This window comes from Pseudonocardia sp. Ae717_Ps2 (assembly GCF_001932475.1).
In the GTDB taxonomy this organism is placed as follows: Bacteria; Actinomycetota; Actinomycetes; order Mycobacteriales; family Pseudonocardiaceae; genus Pseudonocardia.
In genome coordinates this window covers 4,143,977-4,170,387 of record NZ_MCIS01000001.1, presented here as the reverse complement: position 1 = coordinate 4,170,387, position 26,411 = coordinate 4,143,977, and the positions used below count along the sequence as shown (strand labels likewise).

Sequence of the window (26,411 nt, the reverse complement as noted above, 5' to 3'; positions counted from 1 at the left end):
GCTGCCGCTCGGTCTCAGCTGCGGCGGGACAGTCGCTCGGTGGCCCTGCTGGCCCCGGACCGCAGCCGGTCCAGGCCCTCGGCGATGCGGCGGGTGAACAGCCCGCGCTGCAGCAGGTCGTGGGTGACGCGCAGCTCGTAGGCGGTCGCCGCGACGTGGTCCATGTGCCCGGCGCGCAGCGCGACCTCCTTGAGCACCGTGGTCAGCTCGGCACCGTTCTCGGCGATCTGCTTCGCCAGCGTCAGCGCCGAGGAGCGCAGCGTCCCGACCGGGACGACCTCGTCGACGAGCCCGCAGCGCAGGGCCTCGTGGGCGTCGATCGGGTCGCCGGTGAAGAACATCCGGCGGGCCCGCTGGGTGTTCGTCTTGCGCAGGATCGCGTGGTAGAAGCCGTTCATCGCGTACTTGACCTGGGTCGAGCCGAACGCGGCGTTCTCCGAGGCGATCGTGATGTCGCACATGTTGGCCAGGTCCATGCCGTAGCCGGGGGCGACACCGGCGACGGCGGCCACGGTCGGCTTGCGGTAGTCGTAGATCGCGACCATGAGCTTGTAGGCGAGGTCGGTGAACCGGGTGCGGGTGTCCCCGCTGGTGTCCTGCAGCACGTCCAGGGCCCAGCCGGCACAGAAGATGTCCTCGTCGCCGATCATCAGGACGCAGGCGACCTCGTCGTCCTCGGCCCACTCGGCGAGCGCCGCCACGATCTCCTCGTGCAGCTCCCAGCCCAGCGCGTTGCGCTTCTCGGGATGGTTCAGCTGCAGGATGCCGACGCCGTCCTCGACGGAGGTCAGCAGGTAGCGGTACTCGGTCACGGGGGTTCCTCTCGGGGTGGGGGTGTGGGATCAGTGGCAGGACTCGGAGCCGGCGCGCAGCGCGGTCGTCCCGCGGAACGGGTCGCACGCGGCGGCGAGCGAGTCCGCGGTCGTGGTCGGACGGTCGGACGGGCGACCCACCAGGTCGGTGATCCCGCCCCAGTGCGCGGCGACGTCGGCGACGGCCGGTGGCGGCCCGTCGGGGCGGGTGAAGCGCACCCCCTCGGAGCGCTCCCAGCGCAGCACCGAGGCCCAGCCGCCGCCGGTCTCGACGACCTCGCCGGTCAGCGGGCAGGAGGGCAGGGCGAGCGCGACGACGACCGGGGCCACGTCGGCCGCCCGCAGTGCCTGCGCCGGTCGGTCGCGGAACACCTCGGCGGTCATGGAGGTCAGCGCCATCGGCGCGACGGCGTTGACCCGGATCCCGTGCCGCGAGCCCTCCGCGGCCAGGGTGCGGGCGAGCCCGACCACGCCGGCCTTCGCCGCCGCGTAGGCGGCCTGGCCGGGGTTGCCGTGCAGCCCCGCGCCGGAAGTGGTGAGCACGATGGCGCCGCCGCGCTCGCGCAGGTGCGGCCAGGCCGCCGAGCAGGCGGTCCAGCTGCCGCGCAGGTGCACGTCGACGACCTCGTCGAAGTCGTCGTCGGTCAGCCGGGACACCCCGCGGTCGCGCAGCCCGCCCGCGTTGACCACGAGCACGTCGAGCCGGCCGAGCGCCGCGACGCAGTCCCCGACCAGGGCGCGGCCGTCGCGCGCGTCCCCGACGACCGGGTGCGCGCGCCCGCCCGCGTCCCGGATCCGGTCGGCGACGGCACCCGCGGCCCGCGCGGTGCGCGCGTGCACGGCGACCGTCGCCCCGGCCGCGGCCAGTGCGGTCGCGTACTCCGCGCCCAGCCCGCGTCCGGCGCCGGTGACCAGTGCGACGGTCCCGGCCTCGAACACCGCGGTCACGCCCGGGCCGGTCGGTGGGCGTGCCACAGCTCGAGGTCGGTGAGCCCGGCGAGCGCGTGCTTCTGGATCTTCCCGCTGGCGGTGGCCGGGATCTCGGCGACGACGTGCCACTCGACGGGCGTCTTCGCGCGGGCGAGCTTCTGGGCGGCCAGGTGCTCCAGCAACGGGCCGACGCCGGCGGCGCGGGCGTCGTCGTCGAGGACCACCCAGGCACCGACGGCCTCCCCGAGGCGCTCGTCGGGCACCGCGGTGACCGCGACCCGCCGCACACCCGGGGCGGAGGCGACCGCGAGCTCGATGTCCATCGTGGAGAACTTCTCGCCGCCGCGGTTGACGATGTCCTTGGTGCGGCCGGCGATCTGGACCCAGCCCTCGTCGTCGACGCGGCCGACGTCGCCGGGGAGGAACCAGCCGTCGGCGTCGATCTGCTCGGCGGTGACGACCGGGTCGGTGTAGCGGTCGAGCAGCTGCGGCCCGCGGATCCGCAGCCGGCCCACGGTGCCGGGCGGGACGAGCGCGCCGTCGTCGTCGACGACGGTCATCTCCATGCCGCGCAGCAGCCTGCCGTCCCAGGCGCGCCGGCGCTCCAGGGAGTCCGAGGCCGCCGCGATCGCGAGCACCCCGGCGGTCTCGGTCATGCCGTAGGCGCGCACCACCCGCACACCCACCTCCGCGGCACGGTCGACGACCTCGGGCGCGATGGCCGCGCCGGCACAGGCGTAGGTGTCGAGGCGGTGGCCCTCCGGACGGTCCCGGTAGCGCTCGACGAGGTCGGTCACGAACACCGTGGCCCCCATCATGAGGGTGACCCGCTCGGCCTCGATCAGCTCGACGGCGTCGTCGGGCCGCCAGCCGGCCATCACCACCGAGCGCCCGCCCAGGAACGCGGGGAACACGACGGCGGCGACGAACCCGCCCAGGTGCGACAGCGGTGTCGCGGCCAGGGTGACGGTGTCCTCCCCGGCGCCGAGCGCGTCGCGGAAGTTGACCAGGTGCGCGACGACCGCCCGGTGCGACAGCAGCGCGCCCTTCGGCGCGGCGGTCGTCCCGGAGGTGTAGAGCAGCAGCGCGGGCTCCGCGGGGTCGGCGGACGCCGGCAGCGCGGCGTCGTCCGCGGCCTCCGGCCCCGGGACGGCGGTCCAGCCGGGGCGCTCGCCCCCGACGAGGTAGCGCACCGCCGGGGTCACACCGGCCTCGTCGAACAGCGCGTCGAGCTCGGCGGACGGGTCGCGGTCGCCGAGGGCGTCGACCGTGCAGACCGCCGCGGGCCGGCAGTCCGCGACGATCTGACGCATCTCGTGCTCCCGGTAGATCGGGATCACCGGGACGTCCACCGCGCCCGCCCGGAACGCCGCGACCTGTACGGCCAGCGCCTCCAGCCGGTTCGGCAGCTGGACCAGGACCCGGTCGCCGGGGCGGACCCCGCGGCGCACCAGGTCCTGGGCCACCGCCCGGGTCCAGCGCTCGAAGGCGCCGTAGGTGACCCGGGTGCCCTCGAAGGAGAACAGCTCGCGCTCGGGGTGGCGGGCCGCGGCCTCCGGCACGAGATCGGCCAGCGACGTCGGCGTCCACAGGCCCGACGCGCGGTAGCCGGCGTACCGGTACGCGCGCGCCGGGTCGGTCCCCCCGGCGGTCACGGACTGTGCGGTCGACGGTGCGGTCACGGACGGGGCGGCAGTCGTCATCGACGTGCTCCTCGGACTCGATCGGGCCACGGCGGCCCACCCTATCTAGTGAACCGTCACTATCCACTGCGCCGAACGGACGCTCAGCGCGTGCGGATCCGGCTGAACGCCTCGTTGATCCGCTCCAGCACGTCGGGGTGGCGGATGACCTCGCGGTAGGCGGAGGTCTCGAAGGACAGCGCGCTGATCGGGTCCATCGCCGGGGAGCGCAGCGCCAGCTCCTTGTTGATCTTCGCCGACTTCGTGGTGGTCTCCGCGATCGACCGGCCCAGCGCGGTCGCGGCCTCGACGACACCGCCGGTCGGCACGAGCCGGTCGAGCAGGCCGATGCGCAGCGCCTCCGCGGCGTCGATCCGGTCGCCGGAGAAGGTCAGGAGCTTGGCCTGGCTGAGTCCCACGATCTTCCACAGCGGCGAGAAGTACGGGGTGAGCCCGAACTTGATCTGCGGGAACCCGAACACGGCGTTCTCCGCGCCGATCCGGATGTCGCAGAACACCGCGATGTCGCAGCCGCCGCCCAGGGTCGGTCCGGCGCACGCGGCGATGGTGGGCTTGCCGTAGTCGAGCAGGGCGCCGTAGACCCGCAGGCACATGTCCGAGTACACCTCGCGGGAGTCCTCGGTGAACGCCGACTGCAGGTCGAGGTCCAGGCCCGCGGAGAACGCCTCCTCGCCACCGGTGAGCACGACCGCGGCGACCTCGTCGTCGCTCCGCCAGGCGTCGAGCTGGTCGCCGAGCGCTTCGAACAGCTCCAGGCTGAGCGCGTTGCGCCGGTGCATCCGGTTGAAGGTGATCGTGCCGACGCCGTCGGCGACGGTGATGCGGACGGCCTCGTCATCGGCCATGGTGACTCCTCGGTCTGGGGTGGTGCGGGGGACGGGCGGGTCAGCCGGCGTTCGCCGGGCTGCGGTGCAGCAGCGACAGCAGGTAGGCGCCGCCGATCCGGCCCTCGCGGGCGGGCAGCACGCCGAGCTGGCGCATCATCTCGGTGATCTCGTACTGCGCCAGGTAGGACGACAGCAGTCCGTCGGCGAACTCCAGGAAGATGTCGCAGCCGTAGGTGCTGAAGGTGGCGTCGGGGGCGAGCTTCGCCGGGCCGTGGCCGTACTGGCGGAACAGGCACAGCGCGCGGCCGTCGCCGGGGGAGGTGAAGGTCTGCACGTCGTCGAACGCGACGTCGGGCATGACCTCCCAGATCCGCTCCACGTAGGTGCGCACGCCCTCGCGGCCCTCGATCACCCCGGTCCAGAAGACCGTGTCCTCCCATCGGACGTCGGGGTGCAGCAGCGCGAGCACCTGCTCGGTGTCGTGGGAGTTCCAGGCCGCCAGCCAGCGCGTGCTGAAGTCGCGCAGGAACGTCTCGGTCAGGGGCGCGGGCACGGCGGCTCCTCCTCGATGACGGCCCGCTCCGGCGCGGACCTCGCCGCCGTAGCCTAGCCATGATTAACTTAGAGGGCAACGAGGGAGAGGTCACGATGACCGGCGAGCAGTCCTGCAGTCTCGACACGGCGGGCACGCCCGAGCAGCGCCTCGGCGTGCTCGGGTGCACCGTCGTACCTGGTGAGAGGCGGTGCTCCGCGCTCACCGGGGGCTGGTCGGACGGCGCGGGGCGGACGTGGACGGGGCCGCTGGCGGTGCTGGCGGACCATGTCCTGGGCGAGGTCGCCAACCGGCCGCAGGCGCCGGGGTTCCAGCCGGTGACCACGGCGCTGTCGCTCGACGTGCTCGTCCCGCCGCCGTGGCCGGGGGACCGGCTGCACGCCCGGGCCGCGCGCACCGCGGGCGAGGTGCTCCGCGACCACGTCACCGCCTCCGTGCGCGACCCGGACGGCCGGCTCGTCGCGGTGGCGTCGGCCTGGACCGCGGACGTCCCCGCACCCGGCACGACCCCGCTCGCCGCGGGGCCCGCGGTCGGCGCCCGGCCGGGGCAGGGCGGGATCGGCGAGCTGCTCACCGACCTCACCGAGGTGGGGTCCGGCCCGGACGAGGCGGTGCTGGAGCTCGACGCGACGGGGTGGACCAACCAGAACGGCACCGTTCACGGCGGGGTCTGGGCCTGCGCGGCGGAGCTGGCCGCGACCCGCCTGACCGGATCGGCCCCGCACGCGGTGAACCGCCTGCAGCTCGCGTTCCTGCGGCCCGGCCGGGGCCGGGTGCGCCTGACGGCCACGGCCCTGCACCGGGGCCGGACCTCCGGGCTGGTGGAGGTCAGGGGACGCGACGCGACGGGCCGGGTCTGCGTGCACGCGATGGTCGGCTCGCGTGCCGACCACGCCGCTCCCGGGGCGGTCGCGACGCTCAGTCCGGCCGGCCGGAATGCGCCTCCACCAGCGCGATGAAGCGGGCGAGCACCCGGTCCAGACCCTCGACGTCCACGGGGCGGTGCCGTAGCTGGGCGCCGACCACCGCGGACAGGCACAGCTCGGCGAGCTCGTCGGCGGCGTCGGGTGCACCCGCGGCGGCGACCGCCCGCCGGATCACCTCGAGCCGTCGTGCGTCGACCGCGCGCTGTGCCTCCGCGACGGCCGGGTCGGTCGTGGCCCACACCCGGATCGCCGCCTCCGCGTCGTGCGGGACGGTGCGCGAGAGCCGGCGCAGCAGCTCCAGCCGCTCGTGCGGGTCGTGGGGTCCGGCCGCCTCACGGGCGATCGCCTCGGTCGACCCGCGCCAGTGCTCCAGGAACCGCTCGACGAAGTCGGGCCAGTTGCGGAACCAGTTGTAGAACGATCCGCTGGAGACGCCGAGCCCGCGGTGCAGGGCGGTCATCGTCAGCTCGTGGGCCCCCGATCCGGACAGGATCGCGATCGCGGCCGCGTAGTAGTCCTCGCGTCCGACGTACTGCGGCACGGTCGGTCCTTCCGGGTCGGGTCGGGGCTGGTCGGATCGGTGCCGGGACGGCACCACTGCATCATCGCAGCCGTCGACGTCTTCCCGCATAGAGGCCTCTATGTTAACTTGCGCTAGGCCGTGGCCGAGGCGGGAACCCTGGCCGTCGATCGGCGCCGACATGTCAAAGGAGACGTCATGGGTGGTTTCCGTTCCGCGGACGAGGTCCACGAGTTCCTCGGCGGGATCTTCGCCGAGGCGATGGAGGACGAGACGATCGGGCCGAAGCTCGCCGCGACCGGCATGAGCCTGCGCATGGACTACACCGACCCCGACACCACGGTGCGGGTCGAGTTCGCGACCAAGAAGATCACCACCGGGGCCGAGGCCGCCGCGGCGGACTCCGACGCGACCCTGTCGATGGCCGCCGACACCGCCAACCAGTACTGGCAGGGCAAGGTCAGCCTGCCGCTGGCGATGGCCCGCGGGAAGATCACGGTCGGTGGTTCGGCGGCGCAGCTGCTCAAGCTCTCGCCGATCGCGAAGGCCCTCTACCCGCGCTACACCGCGATGCTGGCCGACCGCGGTCGTTCCGACCTCGTCGTGAGCTGATCGCGATGACCGGATCCCTCACCGCATCGCGCCCGTTCTCCGCGCTCGACGTCTCCTCCCGGGAGTTCTGGCGCCTGGACCCCGTCGAGCGGGAGAAGACCTTCGGCCGGCTGCGCGCCGAGGAGCCGGTGTCCTGGCAGCGCCCCCTGTACAGCCCGCTGATGGACGGTGACGACGGCTCGCCCGGCTACTGGGCCGTCGTGCGGGCCGAGGACATCGCCACCGTCAGCCGTCGCGCCGAGGTCTTCTCCTCCTCCGCGGGCGGGGTCCTCGCCGAGGACTTCCCGGAGGAGGTGCTGGAGATGGCCTCCTCCATCCTGACCATGGACGACCCGCGGCACCGCGACGTCCGCAAGCTGGTCAGCTCGGTGTTCACACCGAAGCGGGTGAAGCTGATCGAGCAGCAGATCGCCCGGCAGGCCCGGGAGATCGTCGGCGCGATCCGCGACCGCGGTGAGGCCGAGTTCGTCTCCTCGGTGTCCGCCCGGCTCCCGATGTGGACGATCTCGGAGATGATCGGGATCCCGCCCGAGCGTCGTGAGGAGGTCGCCGACGCGGCCGAGTCGATGGTCGCCTGGGGCGACGACGGGGACGGCGGCGGCGACGACGCGGCGACGAAGATGCTCAACGCCATCGTCGTCCTGCACGGCGCCTGCCAGGACGTGATCGACGCGCGTCGCGAGCAGCCGGAGAACGACCTGATCTCCGCGCTGGCCGCCGCCGAGGTCGACGGGGAGCGGCTCACCGACGACGAGATCAGGTCGTTCTTCGTGCTGCTCTGCGTGGCCGGGAACGACACGACCAAGCAGACCACCACCCACACGCTGCGCGCGCTGACCGACCACCCGGAGCAGCGCGAGTGGCTGTTCGCCGACTACGAGGCCCGCATCGGCACCGCCGTGGAGGAGTTCGTCCGGTGGGCGAGCCCGGTCATGAGCTTCCGGCGGACCGCGCTGGAGCGGTTCGAGCTGAACGGCGTCGTGATCGAGCCCGGCGACAAGGTCACGATGTTCTACAGTTCCGGCAACCGCGACGAGGCGGTCCTCGACCGGCCCGACGAGTTCGACCTGTCCCGCACGCCGAACCCGCACGTCGCCTTCGGGGGCGGGGGGCCGCACTTCTGCCTCGGTTCGCACCTGGCGAAGATGCAGCTGCGGTGGATCTTCCACGAGCTGTACACCCAGCTGCCCGACATCCGGGCGGTCGGTGAGCCGGAGCGCCTGGTCAGCACCTTCATCAACGGCGTGCGTCGGCAGCGGTGCGCGTTCACCCCCGCCTGACCGGCACGCGGGGCCGGTCAGGCGCCGGAGCGGAGCACGGCCAGCGCGGCCGCCGTGACCTCCGCCCGCTCCGCCGGCCGGTCCCGCGTGGAGGTGAGCCGGGTCAGGTCGCTGATCAGCGACAGCGCGGCCCGCACGCGCAGCCGCGCGGTCGGCTCGTCGAGGTCGAGGAAGTACGCGAGCAGCGACCGCGTCCAGTCGCGCAGCTCGGTCCGGATGGCGTCCGCGGTCCGGCGCCGCGCGTCGTCGGTGAGGTGGTTGAACTCGCTGACGTAGACCCCGAGCAACGCCCGGTTGGCCAGGCAGAAGCCGACGTAGCGGTCGATCAGCCCTGGCAGGTCGACCGACCCCGGCCGGGCCCGACGCGCGGCCTGCTCGGCCCGCAGCCGTTCCGAGCCGAGGTCGAACGCCGCGGTGAGGATGTCGGCCTTGCTGGCGAAGTGGTGCAGCAGGCTGGGCCCTGCCATGCCGACGGCCGCGCCGATCTCGTCCAGGCTCACCCCGACGTAGCCGCGCTCGTGGAACAGCGCGACCGCGCGGTCCACGATCTCCCGCGGCCGCGACGACGGCCCGTCCTCCGACGAGACCGGGCCGTCCGGTCCGGCCGCGGGTCCGGCCGGTGGGTCGGACCGCAGGCAGGCCAGCGCCGCTGCGGCCAGGACGGTGCGGACCCGCTCGTCGTCCAGGCCGATGTGGGTGACCGACGGGGTGGCCAGCACGCCGAGCGCGCCGGTCACGAGCACACCCGCCGCGCGCTCGGTGAGCTCGGGACGCTCGCGCCGCAGCCGGCGCGACAGCAGCTCGAGCCGTCCGCGCAGTCGTTCGCGGATCTCCTCGCGGGCCTGTGGGGAGAGGAAGCGGACCTCCCGTTGCAGCAGCGTCCACAGGTCGGGACGGTCCAGTGCGACGCGGGTCAGCGCGGTGACCAGCTCCTCCAGCGGGCCGTCGAGGTGCCGGTCCAGGGCCTCGGCGACCTCGTCGAGCCCGGCCGCGATCCCGGCGGCGAGCAGGGCCTGCTTGTTGGGGAAGTGCCGGTAGACCGCAGGCCCGGTCAACCCCACGTCGGCGGCGACGTCGCCGAGGGAGACCTGGTGGTAGCCGACCAGGTGGAACCGTGCCGCGGCGGTGCGTGCCAGCTGGTCGCGCCGCTCGGCGGCCCTCATTCGTCGCCGCGGTCCCGGCTGCGACTGCGGTGCGGCCACGTCCCACCCCTTCTCCGGTCGGGTCGACTGTAGAAGACCCGCGGCCGCCCGACCGTTGCCGGTGGGGAGCTTTCCGCCCTACTTTATCGACATTAAATTCCGTCGTCGCCGACGACCACACCGACGTGGAGGACCCGTGACCCACCCCGGCGCCCATGCCGCCCAGCACCCGGACAAGATCGCCGCGCTCCTCGCGGAGACGGGGGAGCAGGTGACCTACGCCGAGCTGGAGGAGCGCTCGGTCCGGCTCGCGAACGTGCTGCGCGAGGCCGGCCTGCGTCGCGGTGACGTCGTCGCGCTCCTGAGCGAGAACAACCTGCGTGTCTTCGAGGTCTACTGGGCCGCGATGCGCTCCGGGCTCTACATCACCGCGATCAACCACAACCTCGTCGCCGAGGAGGTCGGCTACATCGTCGAGGACTCCGGGGCGTCGGCGCTCATCGTCTCCGCGGGCAAGGCCGACGTCGCGAAGGCGGTGCTCGCCACCGGTGTCTCGCCCGGCCTGCGGCTGTCCTACGACGGCGTCGTGGACGGCTTCTCCTCCTACGAGGACGCCCTGGCCGCCGCCTCCGACGTCGCGCCCGACGACCAGCCGCACGGCGCCCCGATGCTGTACTCCTCGGGCACGACCGGCCGGCCGAAGGGGGTGCGGCCGCCGCTGCCGCCCGTCCAGTTCACCGAGCTGGGCGACCCGCTGGTCGGACTGATCAGCAAGGCCTTCGGCGTCGGCCCGGAGACGGTCTACCTCACCCCGGCCCCGATCTACCACGCCGCGCCGCTGCGCTGGTGCGGCGCCGTGCAGGCGCACGGCGGCACCGTGGTCATGATGCGCCGCTTCGACGCCGTCGGGTCACTGGAGGCGATCGGCACCCACCGGGTGACCCACGCCCAGTTCGTGCCGACGATGTTCGTCCGGATGCTGCAGCTCCCGCAGGAGCAGCGCGACGCGGCCGACATCTCGTCGCTGCGGGTCGCGGTGCACGCCGCCGCCCCGTGCCCGGTCGAGGTCAAGCAGGCGATGATCGACTGGTGGGGCCCGATCCTGGTCGAGTACTACGGCGCGACCGAGGGCAACGGTCTCACCATGACCGACAGCGCCACCTGGCAGACCAAGCCCGGCACCGTCGGCCGCCCGATCCTGGGGGTGCTGCACATCTGCGACGACGACGGCACCGAGCTGCCGGTCGGGGAGACCGGCGCGGTCTACATCGAGCGCGACATCGTGCCGTTCGAGTACCACAACGACCCGGAGAAGACCCGGGCCGCGCAGCACCCCGAGCACGAGACGTGGACGACTCTGGGCGACATCGGCCACCTCGACGAGGACGGCTTCCTGTACCTCACCGACCGCAAGTCCTTCATGATCATCTCCGGCGGGGTCAACATCTACCCGCAGGAGACCGAGAACGTCCTGGCGCTGCACCCCGCCGTGCACGACGTCGCCGTCATCGGCCTGCCGGACCCGGAGATGGGGGAGCGGGTCACCGCGTTCGTCCAGCCGCGGGCCGGCGTCGCGACCGGGCCCGAGCTGGGGCAGGAGATCATCGACTTCGTGAAGTCGCGCATCGCGGGCTACAAGGCTCCGCGCGAGGTCCGCTTCGTCGACGACCTGCCCCGCACCGAGACCGGCAAGCTGGTCAAGGGCGAGCTGAAGAAGCGCTACGCCTGACCGCGTGCCCCCCGGTGCCGTGGCGTCCCGCGTCGTGGCACCGGGAGGGAGGTCACGGCCGCAGCGCGTGCAGCACCATCGACTGGGCGACCGTGATCGTCCGGTCGATGTCGCCCCGCTGCGGGTCCCACCACTCGACCGTCCAGTTCAGCGAGCCGATGACGAGCATGCGGCCGATCGACGGTTCCACGTCGTGCCGCAGCTGCCCGGCGGCGCGCAGGTCCTCGACCAGTCCGCGCCAGATGTCGTGGAACTCCCCGATGTGCACGCGGGCACGGGCCGACAGGTGCTCGGGCAGCTGGTTGGCGTTGCGGACGACCGCCCGGGCGTAGTCGGACAGCTGCAGCTCGTGCCGGAGCTGCGCCTCCACCGCCGCGGCGATCCGCTCGGCGGGCGGGGTGTCCGGCGGCAGTGCCTCGAGGACCTGGGACAGGTGGTCGCGCAGCGAGATCGCGCCCGTCGCGACGACGTCCTCGATCAGGTCCTCACGGGACGGGTAGTAGTAGTAGATCGCCGGCGCCTGGATCTGCGCGGCCTTGGCGATGTCGGACAGCCGGGTCCCCGCGAAGCCCTTCTCGCTCAGGACCCGCGCCGCGGCGTCGAGCAGGCGGGCACGGGTGCGAGCCGACTTGGTGTCGGTCGCGTCGGTGTCGTCGGTGGCGGCTGGGGCCACCGCGTTCGTCCTGCGGGCCACCGGACCAGGATAGGCGGACCGGGGGTCACCAGCCGGACACCTGCCCGGCCGTGTCGCCGGCACGCGGGCGTCCGCGTGCCGGCGACCCCTGCTCAGGAGCGGTACCGGGAGGCGATGTCCCGCCCGATGATCTCCTTCATGATCTCGGTCGTGCCGCCGTAGATCGTCTGGATGCGACCGTCGGCATAGGCCCGCGCGACCGGGTACTCGAGCATGAATCCGTAGCCGCCGTGCAGCTGGACGCAGCGGTCGGTGATGCGCTTCTGCAGCTCGGTCAGGTACCACTTGCCCTTCGCCGCCTCGACCGGGGTCAGCTCGCCCCGGTTGAACGCGAGCACGGCACGGTCCACCCACGCCTCGGCGACCTCGAGCTCGGTCTCCATCTCGGCGAGGACGAACCGCGAGTTCTGGAAGTCGCCGATGGCCGTGCCGAAGGCGTGGCGCTCGAAGCAGTAGCGCGCGGTGTGCTCGTAGACCGCGCGCGCGGCGGTGACGGCCGAGGCGATCAGGCCCAGCCGCTCGTGCGGCAGGTGGCTCATCAGGTGCATGAGGCCGTGGCCCTCGGTGCCGATGAGGTTGTCCGCGGGCAGGCGCACGGCGTCGAAGAACAGCTCGCCGGTGTCCTGGCCGTGCAGACCGACCTTCTCCAGCCGGCGCCCGCGCCGGAAACCGAGCATGTCCCGCTCGACGACGAACAGGCTGAACCCGCGCGAGCCCGCCTCGGGGTCGGTGCGGGCGGCGACGATCACGAGGTCCGCCGACAGCGCGCTGGAGATGAAGGTCTTCGAGCCGTCGAGCACCCAGTCGTCGCCGTCGCGGCGGGCCGAGGTGCGGATGCCCTGCAGGTCGCTCCCGGTCCCCGGCTCGGTCATCGCGAGCGCGCCGAGCAGCTCGCCGCGGCTGAACGGCTCCAGCCAGCGCTTCTTCTGCTCGTCGGTGGTGAGGTCGAGCAGGTAGGACAGCACCAGGTCGTCCTGCAGGCCCAGCGTCATGCCGAACGAGGTCGCGCCGACCCGGGCGACCTCCTCGTTCACCACCATCCGGTAGCGGTAGTCGGTCTCACCGGCGCCGCCGAACTCCTCGGGCACGGCGAGCGCGTAGACGCCGGCCTCGGCCGCGGTGCGGAACACCGCCGGGTCGATCCCGCCCGCGCGCTCCCAGTCCAGGTAGTGCGGCTCGACCTCGCGGGCGAGGAACTCGCGCACGGTGGCGCGGTACTGCTCGTGGTCGTCGGTGTAGAGCTCGCGTCGCATCGTCTCTCCTCGATCCGGTCGGGACGCCTCAGGACGGGGCGGTGGCGCTCGGTGGGGTGGCGCTCGGTGCGGGGGCGGTCGACCTGCGCCCGGCCACCAGCGGCGGGAACATCACCACGAACCAGCCCACGAACACCGCGACCGGGACCCAGAAGCTGAACATGCCGTTCCAGGCGAGCGGGCCGGAGTGGAACAGCGGGATGAAGGTGGCCGGGACCAGCAGCAGTGCCACCCAGATGTTCACGTAGGCCACCCAGCGCGGGTAGGGTAGCCGCCCCGAACGGTCCCGCAGGATGATCGCGGCGATCAGCAGGTACTGGACCGTGAACGGCGCGACCGGCATGAACGTCATCGTGAACCCGACGTCGTGGAGCAGCTGGGAGTAGCCGCTGTCGCCGTTCTCGAGCCGGTAGGGCACCAGCGAGAGCAGCACGAAGTTCAGCGAGAAGAACACCGTGCCGAGCACACCGATGCAGGCCTGCCCGAGGTTCAGCGCGAGGTCGCCGCTGCGCCGCAGCGCCACGAAGACCGCGAGCGACGCGGGGGCGTAGAGCACCCCGCCCCAGACGCAGATCACCATCGACAGCTGCTTGAGCGTGGTGTCGGTGCCCCAGAACCGCAGCAGCTCCTCGCCGGCCAGCGACGGCGGTGGCGGCGGGAAGAACCCGGCGCTCAGCCAGCCGACGAGCACCAGCAGGATCGAGAGTGGTCCGGCCCAGCCGAGGATCCGTAGACCGCGGTCGTCGTCCATGACGATCCGGCCCCCTTCCGTGGGATGGCCCGGACCGCCGTCCGGGCATAATCTAATGTAGGTTAACCGGAAGAGACCACGCGCGCCCCCTGCTGTCAACGGCCGTGGTCCGACCCGGTCCGGACCGGCCACGAAGGAGTGGGCATGACCGAGACCAGCGCGTCGCCGTCCCCGGCGACGGCGCCGATCGCGGACCGAGGGCGGCACGTGCCCGGCGAGCCGGGACTGTGGGTCCTGGTACTGGGCGACATGACCGTGTTCGCCGTCTTCTTCGCCACCTACCTCGTGGTCCGCGGGGGCGACCCGGCCGGGTTCGACGCGGCCCAGGCCCGGCTGGACCCGGTGCCGGGCGTGGTGAACACACTGGTGCTGCTGCTCAGTTCGCTGCTCGTGGTGCGGGCGGTGCATGCGGCGCGGACGGGTGTCGCCCACCGGGCCACGGTGCTGCTGGGCGGGGCGATCGCCTGCGGGGTGACCTTCTCGGTGATCAAGGCGTTCGAGTGGGGTGCGAAGTTCGGCGCGGGGATCACCCCGAACACCCACGAGTTCTTCATGTACTTCTTCGTGCTGACCGGGCTGCACTGGCTGCACGTGCTCGCCGGGCTGGTGGCGCTGGCGCTGATGACAGCGGCCTGCCGGCGCCCGGACCGGCTCCCCGGCCGGCTGCCGCTGATCGAGGGCGCCGCGTGCTTCTGGCACATGGTCGACCTGCTCTGGATCGTGCTGTTCCCGCTGCTCTACCTGGTGAGGTGACCCGTGTCCTCGATCGTGTCGAGCACGCCGGCCTGGCGGGACCGGGTCGCCGTGGTGTGGCTGGTGCTGGTGGCCGTCACGACCGTGTCCTGGATCCTCGGGACCGGCCCGGCCTCGGGCACCGTGGCCTCGGTCGTGGTGCTGGTCCTGGCGTTGTTCAAGGTGCGCCTGGTCGGTCTGTACTTCATGGAGCTGCGTGACGCCCCGGTCGTGCTGCGGCTGCTGTTCGAGCTCTACTGCGTCGCCGCGTGCGCGGTGCTCGCGGGCATCGTCGCCCTGGCCTGAGGGCGAGCTCGACGCAGTTTCGGGGCACCTCAAGTAAATCGCTGCTAGGCGGAAGAGCTCGTCGACCCGGCGGATGCTCCCGTCGTCGGTGACCGCGCGGGGCGGGGCCGGCGCCGTCCCGGTCCGGCGCCGCTGCCGTGTCACGGCGCCGGCCGGGCCCGGCCCGCAGCCGGGTTCCGGCCGGCAAGTCGGCCCGTTCCTGCACGTCAGATGCGGAATCGGGCCGGATGCGACCGCTCGTCGTCGGAGTGACGCCGCTCACCGTCGAGCGTGCCGTGTTCTCCCGTGTCACCCGGTCGGGTGGGGCGACGGACGGAGCGGAAAAAGACCTCCGCCCCCGTAACCTCCGTTTCTGATCCTCGTTTAGAAAATGGATGCTAGGCAGGACCGATGACGGAGGCCACTCGATGAAGAGTCCACTCACCGCGGTCCCGGTCGCCACGGCCGGGAGCACCGAGGCCGGTGTCGACCGGTGAGCGGCTCCCGGGTGCCGACCCTCGACGGGGCGGTGCGCACCGTCGGCAGCTTCACCGCCTTCGTCCTGGACGTGGCGCGGACCGTGGTGAAGCGTCCGTTCCCGTTCGGCGAGTTCCTCGCCCAGACCCGCTTCATCACATCGGTCTCGCTCGCGCCCGCGATCATGGTGACGATCCCGTTCGTCGGCGTCGTGATCCTGCTGATCAACCAGCTGCTCGCCGAGATCGGCGCGCTGGACGTCGCGGGCGCCGTGACCGGCCTCGCCGTGCTGCGCCAGATCGGCCCCATCGCCGCGGTGCTGGTCACCGCGGGCGCGGGTGCGACGGCCATCGCCGCAGACCTCGGCGCCCGCAAGATCCGCGACGAGATCGACGCGATGAAGGTCATGGGCATCGACCCGCTGCACCGCCTGGTGCTGCCCCGGGTGCTCGCCTCCGCGCTGGTCGCGGTCTGCCTCAGCGCGATCATCACCGTGGTCGGTGAGGTCGTCGCCTACCTCGTGTCGGTCGGCCTGCAGGGCGCCTCGGCCGGCCAGTTCCTCGCGACGCTGACCCTGCTCACCGACGAGGGCGACTTCGCCGTGAGCTCCTTCAAAGCAGTCCTGTTCGGGACCCTCGCCGGGCTCGTCGCCGCCTACCGCGGCCTCAACGCCGAGGGCGGGTCGAAGGGCGTCGGACAGGCGGTCACCGAGACCGTCGTCATCTCCTTCGTCCTGCTCTTCATCATCAACGCCCTGCTCACCGCCATCGACATCCAGCTCAAGCTGGCACGGATCTGAGGACGACGTCGTGGACACATCCGAGCACTCCGCCCTCGGGCGGATGGTCGAGCGACCCCGGTCGGGGCTGCGGGCCGTCGGGGTACAGGTCGACTTCTACGTCAAGGCCTACGCCGGCATCCCGATCGTGCTGCGCCGCTACCTCGGTGAGGTGCTGCGGCAGCTCACCAGCATCAGCTTCGGCACCGGCGCGCTGGTCCTGATCGGCGGCAGCGTCGTGGTCGTCGCGATCCTGACCGCCAGTGCGGGCGCCGTCGTCGGCCTGCAGGGCTACGAGGCCCTCAACGCGGTCGGCACCGACGCCCTCACCGGCTTCCTGGCGAGCTACATCAACATCCGGCTCGCCGCCCCGCTGATCGGCGGGGTCGCGCTGGTGTCGACGATCGGGGCGGCGTTCACCGCCGAGATCGGCGCCCAGCGCATCAGCGAGGAGATCGACGCCATCGAGGTCATGGCGGTCCCGTCGGTGCCGTTCCTGGTCACCACCCGGATCCTGGCCGGGACGATCGCCATCGTCCCGCTGTACGCACTGGCCCTGATCGCCTGCTTCGCGACGACGCAGCTCATCGTCGTGCTCGGCTACGGGCAGTCGGTCGGCACCTACAACCACTACTTCGCGACCTTCCTGATCCCGACCGACGTGCTCACCTCGATGCTGCAGGTCACCCTGATCGCCTTCGTCGTGATGTCCATCCACGCCTTCTACGGCTTCACCGCGAGCGGCGGTCCGGCCGGCGTCGGCGCCGCGGTCGGTCGCGCCGTGCGCCTGTCGCTGATCGCCGTGATGGTCACCGCCCTGGTCACCGCCGTCCTGCTCTACGCGGACCCCGAGACCCTCCACCTGTCGCGATGAGCGGGGGACCCGTGCGACACGAGATGACCGGGCTCGCCGCCGTCGGCGTGCTGCTGCTCGGTGCGGTGCTCGTCGTGGCGAGCTACCTGCACGTGTTCGACCCCGGCGTGTCCGCCACCGTGCAGACCGACCGGGCCGGGCTGCTCATGCTCCCCGACGCCGACGTGTCGATGCGCGACGTGCGCGTCGGCCGGGTGTCGGACGTGCGGCCGGACGGCAACGGCGGTGCGCTGGTGCAGGTGGCCCTGGACCCCGCGACGATCGACATGATCCCGGCGAACGTCACCGCCCGGATCATCTCGCCGACGGTGTTCGGGCCGAAGTTCGTCGACCTCGTCCCGCCGCCCGCCCCGGAGCCCCGCACGATCGAGGCCGGCGCCGTCGTCCCGGCGTCGTCGGTGCAGACCGAGGCGAACATCGTCTTCGACAACCTGAACCGGCTGCTCACCACCGTGGACCCGGCGAAGGTCAACACGGCGCTGGGCGCGCTGTCGACCTCCCTCAACGGCCGGGGTGACGAGCTCGGCGCCAGCCTGGTGCGGTTCAACGACTACCTGGAGCGCATCAACCCGAGCCTGCCGGCGCTGCAGCGCGACCTGCAGGCCGCGGCGCCGGTGCTCGACACCTACGCCGACGCCGGCCCCGACCTGCTCGCGCTGCTGCGCAACGCGACCACGACCGCGGGCACCGTCGTCGACGAGCAGGCCGGCATCGACGCGACGCTGGCGTCGCTGTCGATGTTCTCCACCGACGTGTCCGGGGTGCTGGAGGCCAACACCGACAGCCTCGACCGCACGCTGAAGACCCTGCGCCCGACCACCGCGGTGCTCGAGCGCTACGCCCCGGTGCTGCCCTGCACCGCGGCCAGCCTGAACCACCTGCGGGCCCTGCTGGAGCCCAGCTTCGGCGGCGCCCAGCCGGGCCTGCGCTCGCTCACCACGTTCCAGCCCGGTGAGGACGGCTACACCTCGCAGAACGCGCCGAAGCTCGGCGTCGACCAGCCGAACTGCGGGCCGGGCATCCCGCGCCCCGGCGAGATCCCCCGGCACACCTACTTCGACGACGGCTCGCCGCGCCTGGACACCCGCGACGCCGGCATCGAGGTCCGTGACCCGCTGGCCACGCTGGTCGGCGGCGTCGATCTCGGACCGACGATCGCCGAGCGTCTCGGTCAGGCGCCGTCCGCGCCGCGGCAGTCCGGTCAGGCCGTCGGGGCGCCCGCCCCCGCGCCGGGAGAGGAGGGCGGCCGATGAGGCACCGCGCCGAGTTCCTGAGGGTCCTGGTGTTCGTCGTCGTGGCCGCGGTCTGCGCGGCGACGGTCGTCGTCGCCTACGGCTCGGTCCGCTTCGGCGAGTCGGCCCGCTACTCCGCGGAGTTCGCCGACGCGTCGGGGCTCAAGGAGAAGGACGACGTGCGCGTCGCCGGCATCACCGTCGGCCGCGTCGAGTCCGTCGAGGTCGGTGCCGACAACCTGGCCCGGATCTCGTTCAGCATGCGCTCCGACGTGCCGGTGCAGACCGGCTCCGAGGGCATCGTCCGCTACAAGAACCTGCTCGGGCAGCGCTACCTGGAGATCGTGCGCGGCCCGCAGCCGACCGGCGTCCTCGCCGACGGCGGGACGCTCCCGGTCACCCAGACCCATCCCGCGCTCGACCTCGACGAGCTCTACAACGGCTTCACCCCGCTGTTCCAGGGGCTGGAGCCGGCCCAGGTCAACCAGCTCGCCGAGTCGCTCATCACCGTCCTGCAGGGGCAGGGGGGCTCGATCGACGCCTTGCTGGGCCAGATCGGCAGCCTCACCGGTGCGCTGGCCGACCGCGACCAGGTCATCGGTCAGGTCGTCACCAACCTCAACGGGGTCCTCGGCACCGTCGACCAGCGCCGTGACCGCCTCTCCGACACCGTGGTCCAGCTCCAGCAGCTGATCAGCGGGCTGTCGCAGGACCGGACCTCGATCGGGCAGTCGCTGGAGCGGGCGAGCAACCTCGCCGGGGACGTCGAGGGCCTGCTCCGCGAGGCCCGTCCGGACGTCGCCGGGGTGGTGCACGAGGTCGACCGGCTCTCCCGGGTGGTCAACTCCGACGGCGAGCGCCTCAACTACCTGTTCTCCCAGATCCCCGGCTACTACCAGATCCTCGGTCGCGCCGGCATCTACCAGCAGGGCTTCCAGTTCTACCTCTGCGGCGTGCAGATCCGGCTCGACCCCGGAGTCGGCCCGCCGATCATGACCGACACCATCGCGAGCCAGGAGGCTCGATGCCAGTTCTGAACCGCCGCTTCCAGGAGCTGAACCTCCTGAAGGTCGGAGCAGTCGCCGTGGTGGTCGCGCTGCTCGCGACCGTGACGGCACTGAACTCCGGCTACCTGTCCCGCCAGCTGACGTCCGGGTCCTACTCGGCGCTGTTCAGCGAGGCCGCCGGTCTGAAGTCCGGCGACGTCGAGCTGGCCGGCCGTGCCGTCCGGGCCGACTTCACCGTGTTCGACGGCAGCACCCTCGGTGACGCCACCGGTGCGTCGATCAAGACCGCGACCGTGCTCGGCGCCAAGTTCCTGGAGGTCCGCCCGGCCGGCACCGGCCGGCTGGCCGAGGGCTCGGTGATCCCGCTGGACCGGACGTCGTCGCCGTACGACGTCCAGGAGCTGCTGGACACCGTCACCCGCAAGACGGCCGACCTCGACGTGAACCGGGTCGCGGAGTCGCTCACCACGGTGGCCGACACCTTCGCCGACACACCCCCCGAGCTCCGCTCGGCGATGGAGGGGCTCGGCCGGCTGTCGCAGACGATCTCCTCCCGCGACGCCGAGCTGCGCCAGCTGCTCGACCACACCGCGTCGGTGTCGGCGGTCCTCACCGAGCGCAGCGGCAACATCACCACGCTCGTGACCGACGGGAACATGCTGCTGGAGGAGCTGCGCGCCCGGCGCGAGGTGATCCGGTCGCTGCTGCTGAACATCACCGGCGTGCTGCACCAGCTCGACGGGCTGGTGCACGACAACGAGCGCCAGCTCGGACCTGCGCTGGCCGAGCTGGAGAAGGTGCTCGACCTGCTGCGTCGCAACGACCGCAACCTCGCGGCCGCGATCACCGGTCTCGACACCTACGCGGGCAGCCTCGGTGAAGCCATCTCCAGCGGTCCCTGGTTCTTCGCGCTGGTGCCCAACCTGCCCCCCACCAACCTGGCGCGCCAGACCCTTCCGTCGGTGCTCGACCAGGCCTCCCCGGTGTCCCCGGCCCTGCCCGGTGGCACCCCGGCCGCCCCGGAAGGCGGTGGCGACCGATGACGGTCCTCTCCCGCTCCCGGGTGCTGGTCGTCGTGCTGGTGCTCGTCGTCGCGGCCGCCGCGACGTGGGCGCTGGTCGGCTCCGGCACCCGCACCGTCACGGCGTACTTCGACCAGACCGTGAACCTCTACCCGCGCGACGAGGTCCGCGTGCTGGGGGTCAAGGTCGGTTCGATCGAGTCGGTCGAGCCCGGCCCGGACTCGGTGAAGGTCGTCATGAGCTACGACGACGACGTGACACTCCCCGCCGACGCGACCGCCGCGATCATCTCGCCCACCCTGGTCGGTGTCCGCTACGTGCAGGTCGGCCCGCCCTACGAGAGCGGTCCCGAGCTCGCCGACGGGGCCGAGATCCCGCGTGAGCGCACCGTCTCCCCGGTCGAGTTCGACCGGGTCAAGACCGAGGTCGCCGGCCTCGCGCAGGCGCTCGCCCCGAAGTCCGCCGAGACCGAGGGCGCCCTCAACCGGCTCCTCGACACGACCTCGGCGAACCTGCAGGGGCAGGGCCCGCTGATCCGCGACACGATCCGCACGTTGTCCGAGGCGTCGAGCACGCTGTCCGACAGCCGCGGCGACCTGTTCGCGACGGTGCGCAACCTGCAGACCTTCGTCACCGCGCTGAAGGACGCCGACGCCCAGGTCGCGCGGTTCCAGAGCCAGCTCGCCGACACCTCGGGGATCCTCGCCGACAACCGGGAGGCGCTGGCCCAGGTGCTGCAAGGGCTCGAACGCACGGCGCCACTGGTGCAGCGGTTCGTCTCCGACCACCGGGACGCCTTCACCACCGACCTGCGCAAACTCGACGACGTCGTCGCGAACATCTCGCAGAACCGGCAGGCGCTCGGCGACCTGCTGCAGAAGGCGCCGTTCGCGGTGTCGAACTTCGCGAACTTCATCGACGAGAAGACCGGAGCGGTGACCGCGAACGTCGCGGTGACCAACCTGCGCAGCCCGGCCGCGGTGGTGTGTGACAGCGCCGCCGCCGTCGCCCCGGCCGGTGCCGACGACCCGGCCGCCGCCTACGCCTGCCGCGCGGGCCTCGGCCCCCTGCTGGACCTGGCGCGGATCGACGCGCCGCCGGTCGCGGTCAACCCGATCCAGTACGGCGATCCCTCGGCGCCCGTGCTGCCCACGCCCCCGCTCCCGATCGGAGGGAACCGATGACCGGCCGGACGCCGCGTACCGCCCGGCTGAGCGCGGTCCTGCTCGTCGCCGCCCTGGGCGCGGCGGGCTGCGGGATCTCCAGCATCGGCGAGCTCCCGGTGCCGCTGCGCCCCGGGACCGGCGACGGTTCCTACCAGGTCCAGGTGGAGCTGGCCCAGGTCGCGAACCTGGTGCCCAACGCCGAGGTGATGGTCGCCGACGTGCCGGTCGGCTCCGTCGTCCGGACCGAGGTCGACGACTGGAAGGCCCGGTTGACCGTGAGCCTGGACCGCGACGTGCGGCTCCCGGCGAACGCGACGGCCCGGGTCGCCCAGAAGTCCCTGCTCGGCGCGGAGTACCTGGAGCTGGCCCCGCCCGCGAACGCGGCTCCGGAGGGGAGCCTCGGCGACGGGGCGGTCATCCCGCTGGCGAACACCGGCCGCTACCCGGAGACCGAGGAGCTGCTCGGCGCGCTGTCGGTGGTGCTGAACGGCAGCGGGCTGCAGCAGGTCCGGACGATCACCACCGAGCTGAACAAGGTCTTCGACGGCCGCCAGCAGGACCTGCGCGGCCTGGTGGGGAACCTGGAGAGGTTCGTCGGCGGGCTCGACGCGCAGCGCGACGACATCGTCCGCGCGCTGGAGTCGCTCGACCGGCTCAGCGCGACGCTGAACGCGGACAACCAGACCATCGCCGCGGCGCTGGACACCCTGCCGGGCGCGCTGAAGGTGCTCAACGACGACCGTGCCCAGCTGGTGCGCACGCTCGAGGACGTCCAGCGGCTCGACCGTGCCACCGGCACCCTGGTCGACCGCTCCCAGGAGGACCTCCTGGCGAACCTGCGCCAGGTGCGCCCCGCCGTGAAGCGCCTCGCCGACGCGGGCAGCGACCTGACCCGCGGCGTGGAGCTGCTGGCGACCTACCCGTTCCCAGCGTCGACGGCGTTCCCCGGGATCTTCCGGGGTGACTACGGCAACCTGTTCCTGGTACTGGACCTCACACCGGAGACCCTGCGCCACAACCTCGTCGACGGGTTCCAGCTCCCCGCGCCGGGCAGCCCCGGCGTGCTGGCGGTGCCGCCGCTGGGTGCTCCGCCCGCGCTGACCGCACCGCTGGAGCCGTTCGGGGAGGCCCTGCAGCAGCCGCTGGGGGCACTGCCCCTGCCGGGCGCGGCTCCGGCTCCGGCACCGGCCGGCGACGGGACCGAGGACGGCCAGGGCGGGCTCCTCGGCGGACTGTTCGGAGGTGGCCGATGAGGCTCTCGTCGCTACGCATCAACGCCACCACGGGCCGCAAGCTCGTCGCGTTCGCGGTGATCGCCGCGATCGCCGTCGGGTGGGGAGCGGTGACCTACCTGAACGTGCCCCGCATGCTCGGGATCGGGCGCAACGCCGTCACCCTGGAGCTCCCGGCCGGCGCCGGTCTCTACACCAACGGCGTGGTGACCCTGCGCGGCGTCACCATCGGCCAGGTCGACGAGGTCCGGCTCACCCCGACCGGGGTCGAGGCCGACATCCAGGTGCTCGACGACCACCCGATCCCGGTCGACTCCGCGGTGGAGGTCCGCAGCGTCTCCGCGGTCGGTGAGCAGTACGTCAACTTCGAGCCGCGCACGACCGCCGGCCCCTTCATCGAGGACGGCGCGGTCGTCCCCGCCGACCGGGTGGTGCTGCCGACGACGACCGGCGAGCTGCTGGAGAAGGCCAACGCACTCGCCGCGTCGGTGCCGGGGCAGAAGCTCAACGCCACCGTCGACGACCTCGGGAAGGCGTTCGCCGGCAGTGGCGACGACCTGCAGCGGCTGATCGACTCGCTCGACCTGCTCACCACCGAGGCCCAGGCCAACCTGGACCCGACGGTCCGGCTGATCGAGGACGCCGCACCGGTGCTGGACACCCAGAACGCCACCTCCGGTGACATCCGGACCTACCTGGCGAACCTGGCGTCGTTCACCGGCCGGCTCGCGGAGGCCGACGGCTCGCTCCGGTCGACCCTCGGCGTGTTCCCGCCGGCCCTCGACGAGGTCGCGAGCTTCGTGAAGCAGGTCGGGGACCCGCTCCCGCAGCTGCTCGGGAACCTGACCTCGGTCGGTGAGGTGACCCGGGTCTACGTCCCGCACCTGCAGCAGACGCTGACGATCCTGCCGTCGATGCTGCAGGCGTCGATCGGGACGCTGAGCAGCTCGCCGGTCCCGGGCACGATCAAGATCAACCTGCAGACGCAGGTCAACGATCCCGCGCCGTGCACCGAGGGCTTCGTCGTCGACCGGCGTCCGCCGAACGACAGCTCGCCGGCCCGGCCGCCGAGCGACGTGCGCTGCAAGGACGCCGACCCGCTCAAGGCGGCCCGCGGCGGCAAGGCCTACGCCTGCCCGCCCGGAGCCCCGGTCCCCGGCGGTCGGGGCCCGGACGCCCGGTCCTGCGGCCTGAACTTCCAGAGCCCGGAGGAGGCCGAGGCCGCCCGCCGGGCGGCGATCGACACCCAGATGGAGGTGGCCGGCACGCAGACCACGAGCACCGCGGACAACCTGCTGCGCTCGGACAGGCTGCCCAGCAGCGGGCCGAACACCGACCCGGAGGAGAACCAGCCCTACGCCCCGGGGGAGCAGGGCTACCTGCCCTCCGACGCCGTCGCGCTGGACGGGATCTTCCTGCCGCCGGGCAGCACCACCCCGATCGTCGACGGGAACCAGGTCCCGTCGTCGAACACCGGGTGGCAGGGCATCGTGCTGGACCCGCTCGGCGCCACCGCTCCGGCCGGAGCGGGCGGATGAGCGCCCCGGCCGAGGACGCCGCGGTCGACACGGTCGGCGTGGTCGAGGAGGACTCGACTGCGTCCCGGCGGCGACGCCTGCCCGCGGGAGCGCTGCTGCCGGCCGGACTGGTCGTGGTCGTGGCGCTGCTGGCGGTGCTGGTCACCGTGCTGGCCGTCCGGCTGGCACCGGCGGCGGGGGACGACGAGCCGGCCCTGGTGGCCGCCCGCCAGACGGTGACCGACCTGCTCACCATCGACCCGGCGACCGCGCAGGACACCCTCGCGCGACTCACCGCCGGGTCGACGGGGGAGTTCGCGAGCCAGCTCGCGGGCCGGTCCGCCGGCTTCGTCGGCGCGATCCGGGACGCCGAGGTCACCTCGACCGGATCGGTCGTCGCGGCCGGTGTCGCCGAGCACGGGCCGGGGCGGGCGGTGGTGCTCGTGTCCGCGAACTCGACGGTGCGCAACACCCAGGTCCCCCAGGGTGAACCCCGCCAGTACCGGATGCGACTGACCGTGCAGGAGGAGGACGGACGATGGCTGGTCTCCCGACTGGAGTTCGTGCCGTGAGGCCGGTCGGCGACGACGGCGGGCCCCACCGGATCGACGACCGGACCGGCGTGGGCACCGGGGACACCGAGGACCGGGGCACGACCGGCGCCGCCCGCCCGGCTCGATCCCGGCGGCGCATGCTGGTCATCGGGTCGACCGCCGTGGCGGCGGTGCTGGCCGTCGCCGCGGGGGTGCTCGGGGCGATGCTCGCCTCGGGCGGCGCCGAGGAGCGGACCCGGGCCGACGTGCTGGCCGCGACCACGACGCAGCTGCAGACCCTGCTGTCCTACGACGGCACCAAGCTCGACGCGGCCGCCAGGGTCGTCGACGAGGCTACGACCGGTAGCTTCCACGACGACTACGAGCGGCTCTTCGACGAGTCGGTCCGTCCGAACGCGGAGCGGCTGAAGGCACGCACGCTGGCCCGCGTGGTCGGGGCCGCGTGGATCGGTTCCGAGAGCGGCGACGCGAAGGTGCTCGCCTTCGTCAACCAGAGCACGACGACCGACCAGGGGGAGCGGGTGGACACCGTGGCGGCGACCGTGACGATGCGCGAGGTCGACGGCCGATGGCTGATCGCCGGTCTGGACCAGGCGTGACGGCGGGCGAGCGGACGGATCGCACCGAGGCGGCCACCGGGTCCGCCGGGGGGCCCGACACGGACCCCGCCACCGAGGGTGGCCCGGAGACGACGACGGAGACGGGACCCGACGTCGCGCCGGGATCCGCCGCGGAACCGACCGACGATGAGCCTGTACCGGCACCGCCCGGTGAGGCCGCACCCGCCGACGCCGCCTCCACGGCGTCCGACACGGGGCGGCGGGGCCTCCTGCTCCCGGCGGCAGCCGTCCTGCTGCTCCTGCTGGCCCTCACCGGTGCGGTCCTCGTCGGACTGGGCTGGGTGTCCACCAGCCGCGCCGAGGCCGACCGGCGGGAGATCACCGACGTGTCGACCCGCGTCGTGAACGACTTCATCAGCATCGGCGGCGACAACGCCCGCCAGCGCAGCGAGGACCTGCTCGCCGTCGCCGCGGAGCCGTTCCGCACCGAGCTCGGCCGCTTCTCCGAGGTGTTCGGGAAGATCCTGGTGGAGGGGAAGGTGTCGACCGAGGGACGCATCGACGCCGTCGGGATCGAGCGGGCCGACGACGACACCGCCGTCGTGCTGGTCAGCGCGAGCACCACCGTCCGCAACTCCGAGGTCCCCGACGGTGCCAAGCGGGACTTCCGGATGCTGCTGACGCTCGCCCACCAGGAGGGCTCGTGGAAGGTCTCGACCGTGGAGGTCGCACCGTGAGGGTCCCGCTCCCCGGCCGGCGCGCCGTGACGACGACGGCAGGCGTGCTCGCCGTGGTGGTCGCCGTGGCGGCGGTCGTGGTCCACCTGGTCGTCGTCCGCCCGGCCCAGCAGATCGAGCAGGCCAGGACCGACGGGCTCGCCGCCGCCCGGACCCTCACCGAGCAGGTCCTCAGCTACCAGCCCGCGTCCCGGGACGCCGACCTCGCACGGGCCCGCGGGCTCGTCACCGGCGACTTCGGCCGCCAGTTCGGCACCGTCCTCGACTCGGTCGTGGGCCCGGCGCTGGACCGCGGGGTCGGTACCCGTACGACGGTGACCCGGGCCGGTGTCGTCGACGCCCGGCCCGACCGGGTCACCACCCTGCTCTACCTGACCCAGGACACCAGCCGCGGGTCCGACGACAAGCGGACCACCGTCGGCCGTGCCGAGGTGATCGTCGAGTTCGTCGACGGGCGCTGGTTGGTGTCGGACCTGCGAAACTTCTAGTACGCGAACTGCGAGTCG

Annotated in this window: 28 protein-coding genes; 18 read left to right on the top strand and 10 right to left on the bottom strand. The window is 72.7% G+C overall.

The features are described from left to right. Positions 1-14: 14 nt before the first annotated feature. The 5 genes from Ae717Ps2_RS19150 to Ae717Ps2_RS19130 form a co-directional block, all read right to left on the bottom strand. Entirely contained in the window at positions 15-812 is a 798-nt protein-coding gene (locus tag Ae717Ps2_RS19150) for an enoyl-CoA hydratase/isomerase family protein (protein ID WP_075333680.1), read from the bottom strand. Positions 813-842: 30 nt separating this feature from the next. Then, positions 843-1,760 (bottom strand): SDR family NAD(P)-dependent oxidoreductase, encoded by a 918-nt coding sequence (locus Ae717Ps2_RS19145; protein ID WP_075334320.1) that lies wholly within the window; start codon positions 1,758-1,760, stop codon positions 843-845. Continuing rightward, positions 1,757-3,445, bottom strand: a complete 1,689-nt coding sequence (locus tag Ae717Ps2_RS19140; RefSeq protein ID WP_020628018.1) for a class I adenylate-forming enzyme family protein — start codon at positions 3,443-3,445, stop codon at positions 1,757-1,759. The genes Ae717Ps2_RS19145 and Ae717Ps2_RS19140 overlap by 4 nt, the downstream gene beginning before the upstream one ends. Positions 3,446-3,528: 83 nt before the next feature. Further along, a complete protein-coding gene (locus Ae717Ps2_RS19135) occupies positions 3,529-4,290 on the bottom strand; it encodes an enoyl-CoA hydratase/isomerase family protein (protein WP_075310955.1) in 762 nt (253 codons plus the stop codon). A gap of 40 nt (positions 4,291-4,330) precedes the next feature. Beyond that, complete coding sequence (locus tag Ae717Ps2_RS19130) at positions 4,331-4,825, bottom strand: nuclear transport factor 2 family protein (RefSeq protein ID WP_020628020.1); 495 nt, start codon at positions 4,823-4,825, stop codon at positions 4,331-4,333. Between the two features lie 95 nt (positions 4,826-4,920). On the opposite strand from Ae717Ps2_RS19130, the gene Ae717Ps2_RS19125 reads away from it, so the two are divergent. Next, positions 4,921-5,784, top strand: coding sequence for a PaaI family thioesterase (locus tag Ae717Ps2_RS19125; protein ID WP_075310957.1), 864 nt, complete (start codon positions 4,921-4,923; stop codon positions 5,782-5,784). On the opposite strand, the gene Ae717Ps2_RS19120 is transcribed toward Ae717Ps2_RS19125, so the two are convergent. Further along, positions 5,744-6,292: a TetR/AcrR family transcriptional regulator gene (locus Ae717Ps2_RS19120; protein ID WP_075310959.1), complete on the bottom strand. Its 549-nt coding sequence runs from the start codon at positions 6,290-6,292 to the stop codon at positions 5,744-5,746. The genes Ae717Ps2_RS19125 and Ae717Ps2_RS19120 overlap by 41 nt on opposite strands. Positions 6,293-6,469: 177 nt before the next feature. Between Ae717Ps2_RS19120 and Ae717Ps2_RS19115 the strand changes: the two genes are divergently transcribed. Both Ae717Ps2_RS19115 and Ae717Ps2_RS19110 read left to right on the top strand, forming a co-directional pair. Beyond that, positions 6,470-6,883, top strand: a complete 414-nt coding sequence (locus tag Ae717Ps2_RS19115; RefSeq protein WP_075310961.1) for an SCP2 sterol-binding domain-containing protein — start codon at positions 6,470-6,472, stop codon at positions 6,881-6,883. A 5-nt stretch (positions 6,884-6,888) separates the two neighbouring features. Continuing rightward, positions 6,889-8,163 carry a cytochrome P450 gene (locus Ae717Ps2_RS19110; protein ID WP_075310963.1) on the top strand — a complete coding sequence of 425 codons (1,275 nt, stop codon included), beginning with the start codon at positions 6,889-6,891 and terminating at the stop codon, positions 8,161-8,163. 17 nt (positions 8,164-8,180) lie between these two features. Here the strand turns inward: Ae717Ps2_RS19110 and Ae717Ps2_RS19105 are convergent, their stop codons facing one another. Then, positions 8,181-9,326: a TetR/AcrR family transcriptional regulator gene (locus Ae717Ps2_RS19105; RefSeq protein WP_075333679.1), complete on the bottom strand. Its 1,146-nt coding sequence runs from the start codon at positions 9,324-9,326 to the stop codon at positions 8,181-8,183. A 175-nt stretch (positions 9,327-9,501) separates the two neighbouring features. Here Ae717Ps2_RS19105 and Ae717Ps2_RS19100 point away from each other — a divergent pair, with 175 nt between their 5' ends. Further along, positions 9,502-11,034, top strand: coding sequence for an acyl-CoA synthetase (locus tag Ae717Ps2_RS19100; RefSeq protein ID WP_075310967.1), 1,533 nt, complete (start codon positions 9,502-9,504; stop codon positions 11,032-11,034). A gap of 52 nt (positions 11,035-11,086) precedes the next feature. On the opposite strand, the gene Ae717Ps2_RS19095 is transcribed toward Ae717Ps2_RS19100, so the two are convergent. From Ae717Ps2_RS19095 to Ae717Ps2_RS19085, 3 genes are all read right to left on the bottom strand, one after another. Then, positions 11,087-11,728, bottom strand: a complete 642-nt coding sequence (locus Ae717Ps2_RS19095; protein ID WP_051050496.1) for a TetR/AcrR family transcriptional regulator — start codon at positions 11,726-11,728, stop codon at positions 11,087-11,089. A gap of 92 nt (positions 11,729-11,820) precedes the next feature. After that, on the bottom strand, positions 11,821-12,981 hold the full coding sequence (locus tag Ae717Ps2_RS19090) for an acyl-CoA dehydrogenase family protein (RefSeq protein ID WP_075310969.1): 1,161 nt from the start codon (positions 12,979-12,981) through the stop codon (positions 11,821-11,823). Between the two features lie 28 nt (positions 12,982-13,009). After that, positions 13,010-13,732, bottom strand: a complete 723-nt coding sequence (locus tag Ae717Ps2_RS19085; protein WP_075310971.1) for a hypothetical protein — start codon at positions 13,730-13,732, stop codon at positions 13,010-13,012. A 144-nt stretch (positions 13,733-13,876) separates the two neighbouring features. Here Ae717Ps2_RS19085 and Ae717Ps2_RS19080 point away from each other — a divergent pair, with 144 nt between their 5' ends. The 14 genes from Ae717Ps2_RS19080 (at position 13,877) to Ae717Ps2_RS19015 (ending at position 26,393) form a co-directional block, all read left to right on the top strand. Further along, positions 13,877-14,485 (top strand): cytochrome c oxidase subunit 3, encoded by a 609-nt coding sequence (locus Ae717Ps2_RS19080; RefSeq protein WP_075310973.1) that lies wholly within the window; start codon positions 13,877-13,879, stop codon positions 14,483-14,485. A 3-nt stretch (positions 14,486-14,488) separates the two neighbouring features. Further along, the gene (locus Ae717Ps2_RS19075; protein WP_233147629.1) at positions 14,489-14,770 is read left to right on the top strand and encodes a cytochrome C oxidase subunit IV family protein; all 282 of its coding nucleotides are present in this window, start codon (positions 14,489-14,491) and stop codon (positions 14,768-14,770) included. Between the two features lie 472 nt (positions 14,771-15,242). After that, on the top strand, positions 15,243-16,025 hold the full coding sequence (locus Ae717Ps2_RS19070; protein WP_198932213.1) for an ABC transporter permease: 783 nt from the start codon (positions 15,243-15,245) through the stop codon (positions 16,023-16,025). A 10-nt stretch (positions 16,026-16,035) separates the two neighbouring features. Then, positions 16,036-16,878, top strand: a complete 843-nt coding sequence (locus Ae717Ps2_RS19065; protein WP_198932212.1) for an ABC transporter permease — start codon at positions 16,036-16,038, stop codon at positions 16,876-16,878. A gap of 11 nt (positions 16,879-16,889) precedes the next feature. Further along, positions 16,890-18,131, top strand: coding sequence for an MCE family protein (locus Ae717Ps2_RS19060; RefSeq protein ID WP_158071513.1), 1,242 nt, complete (start codon positions 16,890-16,892; stop codon positions 18,129-18,131). Next, on the top strand, positions 18,128-19,147 hold the full coding sequence (locus Ae717Ps2_RS19055) for an MCE family protein (RefSeq protein ID WP_020628035.1): 1,020 nt from the start codon (positions 18,128-18,130) through the stop codon (positions 19,145-19,147). The genes Ae717Ps2_RS19060 and Ae717Ps2_RS19055 overlap by 4 nt, the downstream gene beginning before the upstream one ends. Beyond that, entirely contained in the window at positions 19,135-20,160 is a 1,026-nt protein-coding gene (locus Ae717Ps2_RS19050) for an MCE family protein (RefSeq protein ID WP_075333678.1), read from the top strand. Before Ae717Ps2_RS19055 ends, Ae717Ps2_RS19050 begins: the two co-directional genes overlap by 13 nt. Continuing rightward, entirely contained in the window at positions 20,157-21,323 is a 1,167-nt protein-coding gene (locus tag Ae717Ps2_RS19045; protein WP_020628037.1) for an MCE family protein, read from the top strand. Before Ae717Ps2_RS19050 ends, Ae717Ps2_RS19045 begins: the two co-directional genes overlap by 4 nt. Next, complete coding sequence (locus Ae717Ps2_RS19040; protein ID WP_075310979.1) at positions 21,320-22,558, top strand: MCE family protein; 1,239 nt, start codon at positions 21,320-21,322, stop codon at positions 22,556-22,558. Before Ae717Ps2_RS19045 ends, Ae717Ps2_RS19040 begins: the two co-directional genes overlap by 4 nt. After that, entirely contained in the window at positions 22,555-24,075 is a 1,521-nt protein-coding gene (locus Ae717Ps2_RS19035; RefSeq protein WP_075310981.1) for an MCE family protein, read from the top strand. The genes Ae717Ps2_RS19040 and Ae717Ps2_RS19035 overlap by 4 nt, the downstream gene beginning before the upstream one ends. Then, on the top strand, positions 24,072-24,626 hold the full coding sequence (locus tag Ae717Ps2_RS19030; protein ID WP_075310983.1) for a hypothetical protein: 555 nt from the start codon (positions 24,072-24,074) through the stop codon (positions 24,624-24,626). Before Ae717Ps2_RS19035 ends, Ae717Ps2_RS19030 begins: the two co-directional genes overlap by 4 nt. Then, positions 24,623-25,207, top strand: a complete 585-nt coding sequence (locus Ae717Ps2_RS19025; RefSeq protein WP_075310985.1) for a hypothetical protein — start codon at positions 24,623-24,625, stop codon at positions 25,205-25,207. The genes Ae717Ps2_RS19030 and Ae717Ps2_RS19025 overlap by 4 nt, the downstream gene beginning before the upstream one ends. Beyond that, the gene (locus Ae717Ps2_RS19020) at positions 25,204-25,905 is read left to right on the top strand and encodes a hypothetical protein (protein ID WP_075333677.1); all 702 of its coding nucleotides are present in this window, start codon (positions 25,204-25,206) and stop codon (positions 25,903-25,905) included. The genes Ae717Ps2_RS19025 and Ae717Ps2_RS19020 overlap by 4 nt, the downstream gene beginning before the upstream one ends. Beyond that, complete coding sequence (locus Ae717Ps2_RS19015; protein ID WP_143510406.1) at positions 25,902-26,393, top strand: hypothetical protein; 492 nt, start codon at positions 25,902-25,904, stop codon at positions 26,391-26,393. Before Ae717Ps2_RS19020 ends, Ae717Ps2_RS19015 begins: the two co-directional genes overlap by 4 nt. The last annotated feature ends 18 nt before the right edge of the window (positions 26,394-26,411 follow it).